A 15,141-nucleotide genomic window follows, 5' to 3' on the forward strand; every position below is an offset into this window, starting at 1 on the left:
TAACACTAAAAAAAACTAAATTCAAATAGTTTCCAAAATCTTTATAAATTTATAACCTAATGCTAAGAATTTTTAAAGAAACAGTTGCTTTAACCATACAGCAGTTTTGGTCTAATAAGTTGCGTACATTCTTATCTTTATTTGGCATTAGTATAGGTATATTTAGTATAATTTCTATACTCACTGCTGTAGATGCACTTAAGAATAATATAAATGACTCAATTAATAGCTTAGGTGATAATGTACTATTTGTCAATAAATGGGCATGGACTTTTGATAGTCCTACAGATTATCCATGGTGGAAATATTTTCAAAGACCGCAATTAAAATATGATATTTATAAATATGTTGAAAAACGAACTAAACTTGGAGAAAGCGTAGCTTTTGAAATTAATCCACGTTCTACGCCAGTTATTTCATATCAAAATAGAAAAACACAGAAAGCTTATATTTCTGCTGTAACTGCAAATTATGGAAAAGTATTTCAATTAGATATTTTATATGGTAGATTTTTATCTGCTATGGAAGCAAATAATGGTATGAATGTTTGTGTGATTGGAAAAGATGTTGCTGAAAAATTATACAAAGGCATCGAAAATCCTATTGGTTATGAACTAAAAATTGATGGTAAAAGTTTGAAGGTAATTGGGATTATTAATAAAAAAGGTGAAAGTCTTTTAGGATTTAATTATGATAAAAGTGTAATATTACCTTATGCCTATTATGATAAAAACTTTAATGTAGACGAAAACAGCGTAGATATAACTATTGAAGTACGTGCAAAACCTGGCGTACAACAAGATGACCTTAAACAAGAATTAATTAGTTTGATGCGTGCAAGAAGAAAACTTAGACCAAAACAAGCAGATGATTTTTCAATCAACCAGCTAAGTGTGATTGCCAATGGCTTTAATGATGTGTTTGGAATTTTAGGTATTATAAAATGGATAATTGGTGGATTTTCATTATTGGTTGGTGGATTTGGTATTGCAAATATTATGTTTGTTTCTGTATCAGAAAGAAAGGCAATTATAGGTATTAAAAAGCATTGGGTGCAAAAAATAAAGATATTTTGCTTGAGTTTTTGTTCGAAGCAATTTTACTATGTTTAATTGGTGGCGCAATTGGATTGCTGATTGTTTGGCTCATAACTGGCTATGCCACAGAAGCAAGTGGTATGCAGTTTGTCCTTAGCTCAGAAAATATTATGGTAGCATTCATTGTATCATTCATGTTAGGCATTTTATCAGGCATACTTCCAGCATATTTTGCTGCAAAAATGGATCCTGTTGAAGCTATCAGAAGTAAGTAATTAGATAGAATAAGTTTTGAGCTCTTCAGCTAAATATGTTTCGCTAAAAATTGATTTAGCTTCTTGTAGCAGTGGATTCAAATCTGCGTAGCGTGATGAAAAATGTCCAATAATTAATTTTTTCACTTCAGCTTTTTGTGCAATACTTGCTGCTTGCATACTTGTAGAATGCATTGTTTCTGCTGCTCTTTGTTGTGCATCTTGCATAAAAGTTGCTTCGTGGTACAGTACATCTACATTTTTAATATACTCAACAATACTTTCATCATAGATTGTATCAGAGCAAAAAGCATAACTTCTGGATGGTTTTGCATCAAAAGTCAAATCTTCATTTTTATACAAATTTCCATATTCATCTTCGATGTCTAAACCTTGTTGCAACAATTTATATTTTTGATTGCTTATGTCTAAAGTTTTTATTTTATCTATGTCTAATCTTCTTAGATATGTTTTTTCTTTAAACAAAAAACCTGTAGTTGGAATTTTATGTTTTAATGGAAATGAATAAACTTCGCAACTTGTATTTTCATAGATTTTATGCAAACCATCTGTTTTTGTTTCTATAAACTCAAGTTCATAATTTAAAGTAGAATTACTTGCTTTAAAATGTAATTCTATAATATCTTTCAAGATTGCTGGTGCAAAAATATGTAGCTTATCTGTACGTTTTAATAAATTATATGTTGTAAGCAATCCAATTAAACCATAATAATGATCACCATGAAGATGTGATATAAATATATGATTTATTTTAAACCATTTAACTGCATTTTGTAATATTCTAAATTGTGTGCCTTCGCCACAATCTATCATATACATTTGCGAACCTATTCTTAGTATATGTGAAGTTGGATGTCTTCCATGTTGTGCAATGGCTGAATTACAACCTAATATGGTAAGTTCAAAATCCAAAAATATTAATCTATATTTTCTGTAGTATTATTAATTGCTTGTAATGCATCAAACTGTGTGGAAAAAATATTTAACACATCATCAAGTTGCGATATCTTAATCAAATTCTTTACAATATCATTCAAACCACACAATGCAAATGTACCATCGTATTCAGTGCAAATTCTATTACCAACTAAGATTGCACTCAAGCCAGATGAATCTACAAACCTTACTTTATCTAAGTCTATAATTATATTTTTATAGCCTTCAGTGTTTGCCATCACTAATTCAGATTTTAATATTGGTGCATTAACTGAAGTTAATTTATCTTCTAAAATTTCATATACAATTACATTCTCTTGTTTATCTACGCTAAATTTCATAAAAAATTATTTTAAACAAAAATACAAGATTAAAACTAAAACAAAAAACAAATTGTTACATTTGGTGTTAATATATAATTTTAAGAATGGAATACAATCTTTTACCAAACACAAATATTAATGTAAGTAAGATATGCTTAGGCACAATGACTTGGGGCGAACAGAATACAGAAGCTGAAGCACATGAGCAATTAGACTATGCAATTAATCATGAAATTAATTTTATCGATACAGCAGAATTATATGCAGTGCCTGCAAAATCTGAGACTCAAGGAAGAACAGAAACATATATTGGCACATGGCTTAATAAAAGAAAAAAAAGAGATGATTTAATTATTGCTTCAAAAGCAGCTGGACCAGGTGCTTTTGTTAAACATATAAGAAGTGGACCAAAGTTCAACAAAGAACATTTAACTGAGGCATTAAACAATAGCTTAAAAAGATTACAAACAGATTATATAGACATCTATCAATTGCATTGGCCAGAAAGACCAACTAACTATTTTGGTGCTTTGGGTTACCAACACAAATCAGATGATCCAATCACAGATTTTAGAGAAACGCTTACTGTTTTAAATGATTTTATAAAAGAAGGAAAAATAAGATACATAGGCTTATCAAATGAAACACCTTGGGGTACAATGCAATATATTAGAATTGCAGAAAAAGAAAATCTACCCAAAGTTATTACTATACAAAATCCATACAGTCTTATCAACAGAACATTTGAAATTGGTTTGTCTGAGATAAGTATTAGAGAACAAGTTGGATTATTAGCATATTCGCCACTTGGCGGTGGACTATTGAGCAATAAATATTTGGGTGGCAATAAACCAGAAGGCGCAAGATATACACTTTGGGCAAACTATTTTACAAGATATTCGCACCCAAATACAATGAAAGCTGTAGAAAAATATGGAGAACTTGCTCAACAAAATGGTTTAAGTTTAGCACAAATGGCATTGGCATTTGTAAACACACGTAATTTTTTAACAGCAAATATTATTGGTGCTACATCTATTGCTCAACTCAAAGAAAATATAGATAGTATAAATATCAAATTATCTGATGATGTGCTTAAAGAAATCGAAAGAATACATTTAGAATTTCCAAATCCAGCACCATAGTTTATTTTATAATTCAATAAAATTCTTTAAAATCTGATGACCAACATCAGCAGATTTTTCTGGATGAAACTGTACAGCATAAAAATTGTCTTTATGTAATGCTGATGCAAAAGGATGAATATAATTTGTTGTAGCAATTGTATATTCACTCATTTCGCAATAGTATGAGTGTACAAAATACACAAAGCTATTTTCAAAAACATTATTAAATAATCTTGTTTTAAGATTAGCAATACTATTCCAACCCATTTGTGGAATTTTATGTTCTATAATATTAGTTTCAAATTTTTTCACCTGAATTGGAAAAATTCCTAAACCATCAACATTTCCTTCTTCGCTATGTGCACACATCAATTGCTGACCTAAGCAAATACCTAAAGTTGCTTGTTTTAAGTTTTTGATTACCACATCTAAGTTTCTTTCTTTTAAATAAGGCATTGTTGCTTCAGCATGACCAACGCCAGGAAAAATAACTTTATCAGCACTCACAATTTCAGCAACATCATCAGTAATAATTGGCTGAATATTTAAACGCAACAACGCATTTTCTACACTACATGTATTTCCTGCATTATATTTAATAATTACTACTTTCATATGTGTAAAATAATTAACCACTTTAAATAAATTATCAAGCAAAAATTAAATAATAAGCACGAACAAAAGAAAAATATAACCAAACGTTTGTTTGAATAAAAATTATTTTATATTTTAGTTCTAATAAAAATGCAAGAACAAAGAAATAAAATATCAATAAATGACAAGATTGTAAATTTTGTTTCAAATAATATAGTTTGGGTATTTTTAGGATTTACATTGATAGTAATTATTATACCTAACCTATTTGCAAGATTATCAATTTTTCCTTTCATAAAATCAAATGGGAATGGGCTCACACCAAACGAAATTGGTGATGCAATTGGTGGTATGACAGCACCAATTATTGGTTTATTTTCATCATTCTTAGTTTATATTGCATTTAGAGAACAAATAAAAGCAAATGAAGAATTAAAAGAATTTAATAAAAGACAAGTTGGATTTAATGAATTATCAGAAATCTCATTATTAGAAAAAAATCTAGAGGAAGATTTTGATAATTTAAATTTTACGTTTTTTGATAAAGATATTTCAAAAGAGCAATATTTTTACAAAGGGCGTCAAGCTATTAATCAAATAAATAATTTTTTATTAAATTATAAATCTCACAATCACGACTATATAACAGATTTCATAAAATCTAAAACAATTTTAGAACCTAATTTTATAATGTTCATTAGTAAAGCTGCAATTTTTTATATAAATATATTTTTTCTTTTAGAAGCCTTTGATGAATCAAATATGAGACCATCTGTTAAAAAATTTCTATTTAATATGATTCAAGTAAAATATAGAATTTCAATAATTAACTTAGAATATCTTATAGAAAATTATGAAAATGAAAGCTATCCAAAATTAGAAGTGCAAATCAAAATGTTGTTTAAACAAATACAAAAAACAAATGAAAAATTTGATTTTATTAAAATGAATATGAAATAAAGTAATTAACATGCTATACACACAAGAACAATTTAGTAAAGATTCCAATGGAGCATGCTCCATTGAAGATAAAAACTTCGCCTATCTAATCGTCGAAGAAAATGAAAATGTATTAACGATTACACTCAATCGACCAGACAAACGCAATGCTTTTCATATGCCATTGGCAAACGAATTAGCCTATGCATTGGCATATGCACATTACAACAACAATATTTGGTGTGTAGTATTAAAAGCAAATGGACCAACTTTCTGTGCTGGTGCAGATTTAAAAGCATTTGCTGGCGATGATACGACAGAAAAACCATCCACCATTCCAATGCCAAAAGACATGGTAAAACTCGGCGATGAATTTAATGGCTTACACAAACCTTGTGTTGCACAAGTGCACGGCGATGTATATGCTGGTGGTTTCTTAATGATAGGTGGCGCAACACACGTTGTAGCTGTACAAGAAGCAAAATTTGGATTACCAGAAGTAAAACGTGGAATTTGGCCATTCCAAGTAATGGCAACTTTAGAGCCACTAATGTCTGCACGTCAATTATTAGACTTATGCATCAGAGCAAAAACATTAACAGCTCAAGAAGCTAAAGAAATAGGCTTAGTAACTGAAGTGGTACAAGCTGCTGATTTAGAAAATAAAGTACAACAATTAGTAGCAGAAATAAAAGAGCAATCGCCAACTGCAGTTCGTTTAGGATTAAAAGCATTTCAAGAAATGAAAACAAAAAATGCAGATGAGAAACACAAATACTTACACGCCATGTTGATGGAATGCTTAAAAAGTAATGACGCAGCAGAAGGCTTAACCGCATTCAAAGAAAAACGAAAACCAAATTGGTTAGGTAATTAGACCATAGTCCGCAGTCCACAGAAAAAAAACAAAATATGAAATTTGAAGATTTAAGAGTTTGGCAAAAAGCATTAGAGATAACAGTTATTATACATAACCTTACTCGTTCATTTCCAAAAGAAGAAATGTTTATTCTTACATCTCAAATAAAACGAGCTGCTGATTCTATTGCTTTAAATATTGCTGAAGGTTCAACTGGAAATACAGATGCTGAATTTAATAGATTCTTACAAATGGCAAATCGTTCAGCAATTGAAGTTATTGCATGTCTACATATAGCTAAGGCAAGAAACATTATTACAATTGAAGATTTCAATAGAATTTATGAAGAGATAAATAGTTTAATTCGTTCAATACAAGCTTTAAAGAAATCGATTAAGAATAAAGAAATTAAAAACAATAACAGCGGTCTGCCGACTGCCGACTAAATAACTTATATGAAAACAACAAGAATAGCTGGAGCGCAAGGTTTTTATGGCGATTCGCCGTTAGGTGCCATACAAATTGCCATGCAACACGAAGCAGATTATCTTATGCATGATGCATTAGCAGAGCTCACCTTATCTATCTTACAAAAAGATAAAATCAAAGATCCAACTTTAGGCTATGCAAGAGATATTGAAGTGCATGCACGTACTTTGTATCCAATTGCATTTTCAAAAGGAATAAAAATTGTAACGAATAGTGGTGGTTTAAATCCTGAAAGGGCCGCAGAAAAAGTAAAAGCAATTTTAGAAAAACAAGGTATCAAAGGCATCAAAATAGCTACTATTACTGGCGATGATGTATTAGCTCGATTACCAGAATTTAAAGAAAATAATATCGAGTTAAATAACTTAGATGATAACTCTTCTTACTACGATTCTAAATTTCCACCAACACATGCAAACGTATATATTGGCGCACAAAAAGTGAAAGAAGCGTTAGACAATGGTGCTAATCTTATTTTGGCTGGTCGTGTAGCAGATCCATGTTTAGCATTAGGTATTTTAGCACATGAATTTAATTGGAAAATTGATGAAGCTACATCACAAGAAGACTTAGATAGAATGGCATTTGCCATTACTATTGGTCATATTTTAGAATGCGGTGGACAAGCAAGTGGTGGCAACGCTTATTCCGAATGGCCAATGCCTTATAGTGTTTCAGACTTAGGTTATCCAATAGCACAAGTGAATGAAGACTGCACAGCTATTTTAACCAAAGCAAAAAACACTGGAGGCAAAGTATCTAGAAATACCATACGTGAACAATTAGTATATGAAATTCACGATCCAACCAATTACATCACACCAGATGTTGTGGTAGATTTATCACAAATAAAATTAGAAGACGTTGAAGAAAATAGAGTTGTTATTTCTAATATAAAAGGCAAGCCTCGTCCAGAAAAATTAAAACTATGCATTGGACAACATGAAGGTTTTGTAACAGAACAATTTTTCTTTTTCTCCTATCCTTTTGCTTATGATAAAGTGCAAATGTTTATTAAAGCAGTAAAAGAAACTTGGGCAAAATTACCTATTCAAATTATAGAATCAAGATTTAATATTATTGGTGTAAATGGTTTGCATGAAGATGCTGTAGATATTCCAAATGCTGATGAACTCAACCAACGTAGTGAATTAGGTTTGCGAATTGCATTAAAACACAAAGATGACAGAACAGGAAAAACAGCAATTGCAGGTATTACTTGTTTAGGATTAAATGGACCACCAGGCGTTATTTCTGTACCAGGTTGGGGCAACATGAACCGTGCAATGCTCAGTTTATTTCCTTGCTTAATACCAAGAGAGTTAATTAGTCCAGAAGTAAAGTATGTTAATATATAAATGAAACAATGTAACAATTTACCAATGGAAGAAAAAGAGAATATAATCTTAAAACTAACTTTCGAATTTTCAATTGCAATAATTGAATTTGCTGAATTATTAGAATTAAATCGAAAATTTGTAATTGCAAATCAAGTATTAAAATCAGGAACTTCTATTGGTGCAAATGTTAGGGAAGCACAAAATGCAGAAAGTAAAGCCGACTTCATTCATAAAATTAAAATTGCATTAAAAGAAGTTGAAGAAACTGAATATTGGTTAGAACTATGTCATTATTCTAAAAATTATCCAGACACTTCTGTTTTACAAAAAAAATTAAAATCAATCAAATTAATATTAGCTAAGATAATTACAACATCAAAAATCAAGAACAATAAAAATTGATACATTGATACATTTTCAAATTGGTACATTATGATAATAAAATTAATAGACATAGCAAGTGCACGCAGCGGTGACAAAAACAACGTGTGTAATATTGGTGTAATGGCAAAATCTGTAGAAGATTATGCTACACTAAAAAAATATCTAACACCTGAAATTGTAAAAGCACATTTCAAAGGTTTGATTAAAGGAAAGGTAGAACGCTTTGAATGGGATGCTTTGGAATCTTTAAACTTTGTTTGCCACGAAGCCTTAGATGGTGGCGCATCACGTAGTATGCGTATGGACAGCTTAGGCAAAAACTTTAGTTCTCATTTATTACGATTAGAATTGACAATTAGCAAATAAAATAATTAGCTAATTAGCTAATTGACAAATTATCAAATTAATGACAGCACTCGAACAATATTATTTTACAGAAGAACATCAGCTTTTCAGAAAAACTTTACGAAATTTTTTGGATAAAGAAGTGATGCCAAATATTGACCAATGGGAAGAAGATGGTTTTCTTCCAAGAGAAATATTTAAAGCATTTGGCAAAATGGGTTTCTATGGATTAACACAAGAAGAAAAATACGGTGGTAGCAATTTAGATTTTTGGTACGATGTCATTTTTATTGAAGAAGTAAGTAAATGCTGGAGTGGTGGCTTTGGTGCAAGCATTTCTGCGCATCCATATTTATCGATGTCGCATTTAAAGCACGAAGCTTCTGATTATATAAAAGAAAAATATTTACACAAAGCAATTACTGGCGAATATGTTGGTTGTCTTGCCATCACAGAACCACATGCAGGCAGCGATGTGGCTGGCATAAAAACAACTGCTGTTTTAGAAGATGATAACTACGTAATTAATGGTAGTAAATGTTTTATTACCAATGCTGTTTATGCAGACTATATGGTGGTTGCTTGTAAAACATCAGCAAAAGGTGCTGGTGGAATATCTATGATAGTGGTAGATGGAAATGCAAAAGGAATTACCAGAACTAATCTAAAAAATTAGGATGGAAAGCCAGTGACACAGCAGAAATAGCATTTGACAATGTAATAGTACCAAAAGAAAATTTATTAGGCGAACCAAACAAAGGTTTCTATTACATCATGCAGCGATTTGAATTAGAAAGACTAACACTTGCATTAGGTGCTATTGCTTCATCAGAGTTAGCTATGCAATATACGTTGCAATACATGAATGAACGAAAAGCATTTGGCAAATGCATCAATAAATTTCAATTACTACGACATAAAATGGCGCAGTTGAGTGCAGAATTAGAAAGTATAAAAACCTATACTTATCTAATTTGTAAGATGCACAACGAAAAGAAATATTGTGTAAAAGAAGCATCTATCTCAAAATTATTAGCAACAGAATTGGCAGATAAACTAGCGTATCAATGTTTGCAAATGTTTGGTGGATATGGTTATATGGAAGAATATAAAATCGCACGTTTCTTCAGAGATTCACGTATAGGAACTATTGGTGGTGGCTCTACCGAAATCATGCATGAAATTATAGCAAAAATGGTAATTGATGATGTAAATTACGAGACAAAAGATTTAAGACACAAGACAAAAGATATTTCTATTGATGAATTATTTGCGACATTGCCATTGCGATTTAAAAAAGAAAAATCAAATGGTATTCAAATGAATGTTTTGTTTGAGTTTGAAAATAATTTATGCTATGCTGTTTTTATAAAAGATAAAGAAGTTTTTGTGTCCACAGTCGACAGTCGACCGACAACTGTTGACTTATCAATTACTACTACCACTCAAACCTACATAGACGTAGAAACGGGAAAATTAAATCCACAAGAAGCATTCATAACAGGCAAAATACAAGTTTCAGATTTAAGCAAAATGATGCGATTCGGAACATTTTTCCTGAAATTTAATAATGAAACAATGAAATAATATAACAATGGAAAAAAGAGACAATCCAATACTTAAACTAACATTTGAATTTTCAATTCAGGTTGTTTTGTATTGTGAATTGTTAGAAGAAAAAAGAAAATTTGTTATAGCAAATCAATTATTAAAATCAGGAACTTCAATTGGTGCAAATTGTAAAGAAGCACAAAACGCTGAAAGTAAATCAGACTTTATACATAAAATAAAAATAGCTTTAAAAGAATTAGAAGAAGCAGAATATTGGTTAGAAATATGTGATGCAGTAGAATCATATCCTAATCCAAATGATCTAAAACTAAAACTCTCGGAAATTCGTAAAGTATTAGCAAAAATTATTTCAACATCAAAATCAAACTTATCAAAACAATAATTATTACATTATTTAATTACTAAATTATTACATTCATATGTCAACAGCACTATCTTATTATTTCAACGAAGAACATGAAGCTTTTAGAAGAACCATTCGTCAGTTCTTAGAAGCAGAAGCCGTTACACACATCGAGCAATGGGAGCAAGACGGAAAAATACCACGTGAGTTTTGGAAAAAATTCGGCGAAATGGGCTACTTCGGTCTTTGCTATCCAGAACAATTTGGTGGCAGCAATTTAGATTTCTTTTACAACGTAGTGATGTTAGAAGAAATTTCTAAAATCTTTTCTGGTGGATTTGCCATCACAGCAGCTGTGCAAGTATTTATGAGCACACCATACATTATGCACCATGGTAGCGAATATTTAAAAGAAGAATTTTTGAAACCAGCTATCGAAGTTGCAAAAATTAGTTGCATAGGCATTACAGAACCAGGCGCAGGTAGCGACGCTGCCAACATACAAATGCGCGCCAAAAAAGAAGGCGATTACTATATTTTAAATGGCTCAAAAACATTTATAACAAATGGTGTTTATGGACATTTCGTAATTTTAGTTTGCAAAACGAATCCAGAAGCAGGTGCCGCTGGCGTAAGCTTAATAGTAGTTGACTTAAACAGCGAAGGCATTACTAAAAACAAACTCAAAAAATTAGGTTGGTATTCTTCTGACACAGCAGAGTTACATTTCGACAACGTAAAAGTGCCGACCAAAAATTTATTAGGCGAAGAAGGTAAAGGTTTTTATTATTTAATGGGTGGCTTACAATTAGAGCGCTTAGCAGGTTCTATCATGGGTTATGCAGGTTGCGAAGCCATCTTGCAATATGGTTTAGAATATATGAGTCAGCGTAGTGCATTTGGAAGAACGATTAATAAATTCCAAGTGCTACGCCATAGAGTGGCGCAGATGTCGGCAGAAATAGAAGCTACTAAATTTTTTGTATTGCATACTTGCAGAATGCATGCAGATGGAAAATATGCGGTAAAAGAAAGTTCTATGTCTAAATTATTAGCCACAGAATTAGCAGATAAATGCACGTATCAAGTATTACAATTTTTAGGTGGATATGGCTATATGGAAGAATACAAAGCAGCACGTGCTTGGCGCGATGCTCGTATTGGCACTATTGGTGGTGGCTCGTCAGAAATTATGCGAGAGATAATTGCCAAGATGGTTATTGATGATACCAACTACGAAAGAGCAACTTCTAAACAAACGGTAGAGCGACCAAAACTAAATAGTGTTGCAGATATTTTCGCCACACTTCCATCAAGATTTAAAGCAGAAAAAGCGACTGGAAAAAACTTAAAAGTAATATTCAAGTTTGATGCATCAACTTATTTAGTAGATATAAATGATGGTAAATTAAATATACATGAAACTGTGGACTGTGGACTATCAACTGCTGACTGTATTGTAGAAACAGATGATGCCACTTACATCGATGTAGAAACTGGCAAACTAAATCCGCAAGAAGCATTTATGACAGGAAAAATAAAAGTATCAGATTTAATGCAGATGATGGCTTTTGGTGGCTTATTTAAAAAGTTTGTTTAACCACAAAGTACATAAAGAGATTACACAAAGTTCGCAAAGATGACAGAAAGTGATTTAGCATATAAGCAAATCAGAATTTCAATAGATATTCAAAATACACTTAGTCTTATATTATTAAAAAGTGGCAGAAAACGAATAATAAACAAAAAACTTCCTTAGTGAACTTTGTGTAAAAACTTAGCGCCCTTTGTGGTTAAAGCATTTACAAATTAACAACGCTTTTAAATATAATTCCTTCTTTTTCATATAATACAATAAATGTACTTTCATCATTCTGTCTTATGTAAAACTTTGGTTTTGAAATTGTCTTCCAGTTCTCTTTTCTCTTTTTCGTAATTTCACTAATCAATTGTAAATTTGGTACTACGTTTTTTGTTTCAGTAAATGTATTAAGCCATTTTTGAATATTTGATGTATCAATTTTTACTACAAATTGATAATTCCATGAAGATGCTCCTGGAACTGAAGTATTCCTTGTATTTGTGAATCCATTGACATTAAATAATTCAAATTCAGCATCAATAATTTCTGAAGCATACACTATATTTTCCTTTAATTTTTCAATTCTATCTTTTCGTTCACTAAAGTCATCACTATCTAGTTTTGTATAATCCTTACTGTTTTTACAAGAAAAGAAAAATAACAAGTATAATAATACTAATAAATTAAATCTATAATCTTTCATTGTATTAATGCCAACGAGCAAACTGTTTTACTAAGTTACGAATTAAAACGAAGTTTACAAGTGAAGTTTTTATATACTTTCCACTTTCATTGGTTTTTAAGCAAGAAAGCGCTGTGAATAAAAATTTATTGTGTTATAAATGTTTTGCTTCCACCTAAGGTGTAACGATATATTTTATTATCATATCCTAAATAAAATAATGTATTTTTATCTATAAGTGCAATTTTCTCTACATAATCTGGTGCGTAGGATTGTTTTTCTATTGTAGGTATCACTACAGTATTATTAGTTGGTGATATTAATCGAGGTTGAAGAAATTGTGCATAATGGATACTTGTAGTATTTACTTTTTGGTAAATTATTGCAGGCGATGCAGCTTCTTGCCAATATGTTGGATAATAGTATAATACTTCATCATCTATCATAAATGATAATGAAGGATAACTCAAATCTGAATATTGAGAAGGATTTACATAATTGAAATGTACATAATGTATACTATTTGTATAACCACCTACAAGATATATTGGTTCTGTTGCATAATTATTAATCAACTTATTACATTTAATATCTATAACACTAGAAGGTGAAAATGAAGCTGGTACATTGAATCTAGGATTATAACCTAATGGTGTGTATGTATAATATTCTGGTGACGATATTAACACACCTGATAAATCATCTTTATATCCAAAAAATCTTGTTAGAACATATGCTTTATTGGCTCCTATTTCAAATGTCTTAAAGCCACCTCCTAATCCATCTAATGTTGGCAGTTGCACTGGTGTTGTAATTAAACTATTTATAGTAGGATTTATACCACATTGTCCGAAAGAATTTGAACCACAGATATATAAATCTCCATTATAAGTGCTATACATCATATTACTATCGTTTACAGTAGCTTTTACAACATTATCGGCAATTTTAATAAAATCATCTTGTCTTGCAGTATTGCCATTACCTAATTGTCCGCTATTATTTAGTCCTTTGCCCCACAATGAATTATCATTTTTAATTATTAGAACATGTGTTGATGATGTAAATATTTTATTTACTTGTGTTTGAACTTCAGAAAACGAGGTAAATGATGTATTAGATTCATATAATTTATTATTCTTTATGTAATATAATCTGCTATTGCCATAATTTATATCTGTAATAGCATTGCTAATTTTCTTATACTCAAGAAATCCACGTTTTTCATCCTCATCACCCATCGTTCCTTTGAAATTTGGTCCAACACCCCAAACTTCATTATCACTTTTAATTATTCTATTTTTATAAAAAGCTTTTACATCGAGTGAACTTAATGTTTCTACATTTGTGGATTTATTGTAATCTAAAAGTACTTTGCTTGTTTTTAATATTCTGTACATAGAAACATAATCTGTTCCTATAAATTCAAAGTCACTAACATCGTCTGCTATTTTAATTATTCCTGATGCCATAGATGTTGACCAAAGCTCATTGGTGTTTGTTAGAAAATGAGATATACTAAAAAAGTCTGATTTAAATTTTTTAATCCCACTTAAAGAAAGTGCAAGTCTAGTTGGAACGTTTCTATCTAGTGTTGTTCCGTTTAGCAATTGTCCTCTATCATTTTTACCCATTCCCCAAATTGTAGAATCTGATTTCATATATAAACAATGATGTATGCCTGATGCAATCTGTATTACATTATTATCAAGCCTTGTTAATGTATTTACATTTGTGTTGTGTCCTAAACCTAACTGACCAAAGTTATTATAACCAGAAACCCATAGTGTGTTATCGTTTTTCAATACCATTAAACTATGAAACTTGCAATCTACATCTTTTACATTTGTAGCTACTCTTACAAAAGTATTAGTACTTGCAGGAGAAGCTATTCCAAATTCTCCATAAGTATTTAAACCTCTAACCCATAGTGTATTGTCATTTTTAAGTATAAAAAGACTATGGTTAAATTCTTCAATCTTTTTGGTATTATCTGCAATTTGTACTGGTGTATTTGTACCTGTGTATACTCTTGTTGTTCTATCCTTACTTCCTACTTCCCAAACAGTACCATCTGCTTTAAGAAAATAAGATGATGTAATTTGTATTACTTCTTTTCCTTCTTCTGCTGGCGTTAATTCTTTTTACAAGAGAGTGAGAACACCACTGATATTAAAAATACCAAGAGTGTATAAGTGATATTTTTCATAATTTTTATTTTGTATTAAAATTATAAAATTTTTAGGATAAAATCAACCATACACGAAGATATTCAACGCATTACAATATATAATAAATACTATATATAGATATC

At 30.6% G+C, this 15,141-nt stretch carries 16 protein-coding genes and 1 pseudogene; 12 read left to right on the forward strand and 5 right to left on the reverse strand.

Features of this window, described 5'->3' with window-relative positions; translation table 11 throughout:
- Positions 1 to 59: 59 nt before the first annotated feature.
- The gene (locus IPK18_00595; protein ID QQR98072.1) at positions 60 to 1,112 is read left to right on the forward strand and encodes an ABC transporter permease; all 1,053 of its coding nucleotides are present in this window, start codon (positions 60 to 62) and stop codon (positions 1,110 to 1,112) included.
- On the forward strand, positions 1,085 to 1,312 hold the full coding sequence (locus IPK18_00600) for an FtsX-like permease family protein (protein ID QQR98073.1): 228 nt from the start codon (positions 1,085 to 1,087) through the stop codon (positions 1,310 to 1,312). Before IPK18_00595 ends, IPK18_00600 begins: the two co-directional genes overlap by 28 nt.
- On the opposite strand, the gene IPK18_00605 is transcribed toward IPK18_00600, so the two are convergent.
- Both IPK18_00605 and IPK18_00610 read right to left on the reverse strand, forming a co-directional pair.
- Entirely contained in the window at positions 1,313 to 2,230 is a 918-nt protein-coding gene (locus IPK18_00605; GenBank protein QQR99270.1) for a ribonuclease Z, read from the reverse strand.
- On the reverse strand, positions 2,230 to 2,589 hold the full coding sequence (locus IPK18_00610; GenBank protein QQR98074.1) for an STAS domain-containing protein: 360 nt from the start codon (positions 2,587 to 2,589) through the stop codon (positions 2,230 to 2,232). Before IPK18_00610 ends, IPK18_00605 begins: the two co-directional genes overlap by 1 nt.
- Before the next feature lie 86 nt (positions 2,590 to 2,675).
- On the opposite strand from IPK18_00610, the gene IPK18_00615 reads away from it, so the two are divergent.
- The gene (locus IPK18_00615) at positions 2,676 to 3,716 is read left to right on the forward strand and encodes an NADP(H)-dependent aldo-keto reductase (GenBank protein ID QQR98075.1); all 1,041 of its coding nucleotides are present in this window, start codon (positions 2,676 to 2,678) and stop codon (positions 3,714 to 3,716) included.
- Between the two features lie 6 nt (positions 3,717 to 3,722).
- Here the strand turns inward: IPK18_00615 and hisH are convergent, their stop codons facing one another.
- The gene (gene hisH, locus IPK18_00620) at positions 3,723 to 4,313 is read right to left on the reverse strand and encodes an imidazole glycerol phosphate synthase subunit HisH (GenBank protein QQR98076.1); all 591 of its coding nucleotides are present in this window, start codon (positions 4,311 to 4,313) and stop codon (positions 3,723 to 3,725) included.
- Positions 4,314 to 4,442: 129 nt separating this feature from the next.
- Between hisH and IPK18_00625 the strand changes: the two genes are divergently transcribed.
- The 9 genes and pseudogenes from IPK18_00625 (at position 4,443) to IPK18_00665 (ending at position 12,163) form a co-directional block, all read left to right on the forward strand.
- Positions 4,443 to 5,252, forward strand: a complete 810-nt coding sequence (locus IPK18_00625) for a hypothetical protein (protein ID QQR98077.1) — start codon at positions 4,443 to 4,445, stop codon at positions 5,250 to 5,252.
- A 10-nt stretch (positions 5,253 to 5,262) separates the two neighbouring features.
- Positions 5,263 to 6,108, forward strand: a complete 846-nt coding sequence (locus IPK18_00630) for an enoyl-CoA hydratase/isomerase family protein (protein ID QQR98078.1) — start codon at positions 5,263 to 5,265, stop codon at positions 6,106 to 6,108.
- Positions 6,109 to 6,143: 35 nt separating this feature from the next.
- The gene (locus IPK18_00635; protein ID QQR98079.1) at positions 6,144 to 6,536 is read left to right on the forward strand and encodes a four helix bundle protein; all 393 of its coding nucleotides are present in this window, start codon (positions 6,144 to 6,146) and stop codon (positions 6,534 to 6,536) included.
- 9 nt (positions 6,537 to 6,545) lie between these two features.
- The gene (locus IPK18_00640; protein ID QQR98080.1) at positions 6,546 to 7,937 is read left to right on the forward strand and encodes a DUF1446 domain-containing protein; all 1,392 of its coding nucleotides are present in this window, start codon (positions 6,546 to 6,548) and stop codon (positions 7,935 to 7,937) included.
- Between the two features lie 24 nt (positions 7,938 to 7,961).
- On the forward strand, positions 7,962 to 8,321 hold the full coding sequence (locus IPK18_00645) for a four helix bundle protein (GenBank protein ID QQR98081.1): 360 nt from the start codon (positions 7,962 to 7,964) through the stop codon (positions 8,319 to 8,321).
- A 36-nt stretch (positions 8,322 to 8,357) separates the two neighbouring features.
- On the forward strand, positions 8,358 to 8,669 hold the full coding sequence (locus IPK18_00650) for a hypothetical protein (GenBank protein QQR99271.1): 312 nt from the start codon (positions 8,358 to 8,360) through the stop codon (positions 8,667 to 8,669).
- A 40-nt stretch (positions 8,670 to 8,709) separates the two neighbouring features.
- Positions 8,710 to 9,854 (forward strand): annotated as a pseudogene (locus IPK18_00655) (acyl-CoA dehydrogenase family protein).
- A 388-nt stretch (positions 9,855 to 10,242) separates the two neighbouring features.
- Positions 10,243 to 10,602 (forward strand): four helix bundle protein, encoded by a 360-nt coding sequence (locus IPK18_00660; GenBank protein QQR98082.1) that lies wholly within the window; start codon positions 10,243 to 10,245, stop codon positions 10,600 to 10,602.
- 37 nt (positions 10,603 to 10,639) lie between these two features.
- Entirely contained in the window at positions 10,640 to 12,163 is a 1,524-nt protein-coding gene (locus IPK18_00665) for an acyl-CoA dehydrogenase family protein (protein ID QQR98083.1), read from the forward strand.
- A gap of 202 nt (positions 12,164 to 12,365) precedes the next feature.
- On the opposite strand, the gene IPK18_00670 is transcribed toward IPK18_00665, so the two are convergent.
- Together IPK18_00670 and IPK18_00675 are read right to left on the reverse strand one after the other, a co-directional pair.
- Positions 12,366 to 12,848, reverse strand: coding sequence for a hypothetical protein (locus IPK18_00670; protein QQR98084.1), 483 nt, complete (start codon positions 12,846 to 12,848; stop codon positions 12,366 to 12,368).
- A gap of 125 nt (positions 12,849 to 12,973) precedes the next feature.
- Positions 12,974 to 14,638: a hypothetical protein gene (locus IPK18_00675; protein QQR98085.1), complete on the reverse strand. Its 1,665-nt coding sequence runs from the start codon at positions 14,636 to 14,638 to the stop codon at positions 12,974 to 12,976.
- Positions 14,639 to 15,141: the final 503 nt, after the last annotated feature.

This window comes from Sphingobacteriales bacterium, assembly GCA_016699615.1.
GTDB lineage: Bacteria > Bacteroidota > Bacteroidia > Chitinophagales > JADIYW01 > JADJSS01.

Bases quoted from the DNA above. Each gene is read 5' to 3' on its own strand.
- IPK18_00595 (QQR98072.1), top strand. From the start codon at position 60: ATGCTAAGAATTTTTAAAGAAACAGTTGCTTTAACCATACAGCAGTTT.
- IPK18_00610 (QQR98074.1), bottom strand. From the start codon at position 2,589: ATGAAATTTAGCGTAGATAAACAAGAGAATGTAATTGTATATGAAATT.
- IPK18_00615 (QQR98075.1), top strand. From the start codon at position 2,676: ATGGAATACAATCTTTTACCAAACACAAATATTAATGTAAGTAAGATA.
- hisH (QQR98076.1), bottom strand. From the start codon at position 4,313: ATGAAAGTAGTAATTATTAAATATAATGCAGGAAATACATGTAGTGTA.
- IPK18_00625 (QQR98077.1), top strand. From the start codon at position 4,443: ATGCAAGAACAAAGAAATAAAATATCAATAAATGACAAGATTGTAAAT.
- IPK18_00630 (QQR98078.1), top strand. From the start codon at position 5,263: ATGCTATACACACAAGAACAATTTAGTAAAGATTCCAATGGAGCATGC.
- IPK18_00635 (QQR98079.1), top strand. From the start codon at position 6,144: ATGAAATTTGAAGATTTAAGAGTTTGGCAAAAAGCATTAGAGATAACA.
- IPK18_00640 (QQR98080.1), top strand. From the start codon at position 6,546: ATGAAAACAACAAGAATAGCTGGAGCGCAAGGTTTTTATGGCGATTCG.
- IPK18_00645 (QQR98081.1), top strand. From the start codon at position 7,962: ATGGAAGAAAAAGAGAATATAATCTTAAAACTAACTTTCGAATTTTCA.
- IPK18_00660 (QQR98082.1), top strand. From the start codon at position 10,243: ATGGAAAAAAGAGACAATCCAATACTTAAACTAACATTTGAATTTTCA.
- IPK18_00665 (QQR98083.1), top strand. From the start codon at position 10,640: ATGTCAACAGCACTATCTTATTATTTCAACGAAGAACATGAAGCTTTT.
- IPK18_00670 (QQR98084.1), bottom strand. From the start codon at position 12,848: ATGAAAGATTATAGATTTAATTTATTAGTATTATTATACTTGTTATTT.
- IPK18_00675 (QQR98085.1), bottom strand. From the start codon at position 14,638: ATGGTATTGAAAAACGATAACACACTATGGGTTTCTGGTTATAATAAC.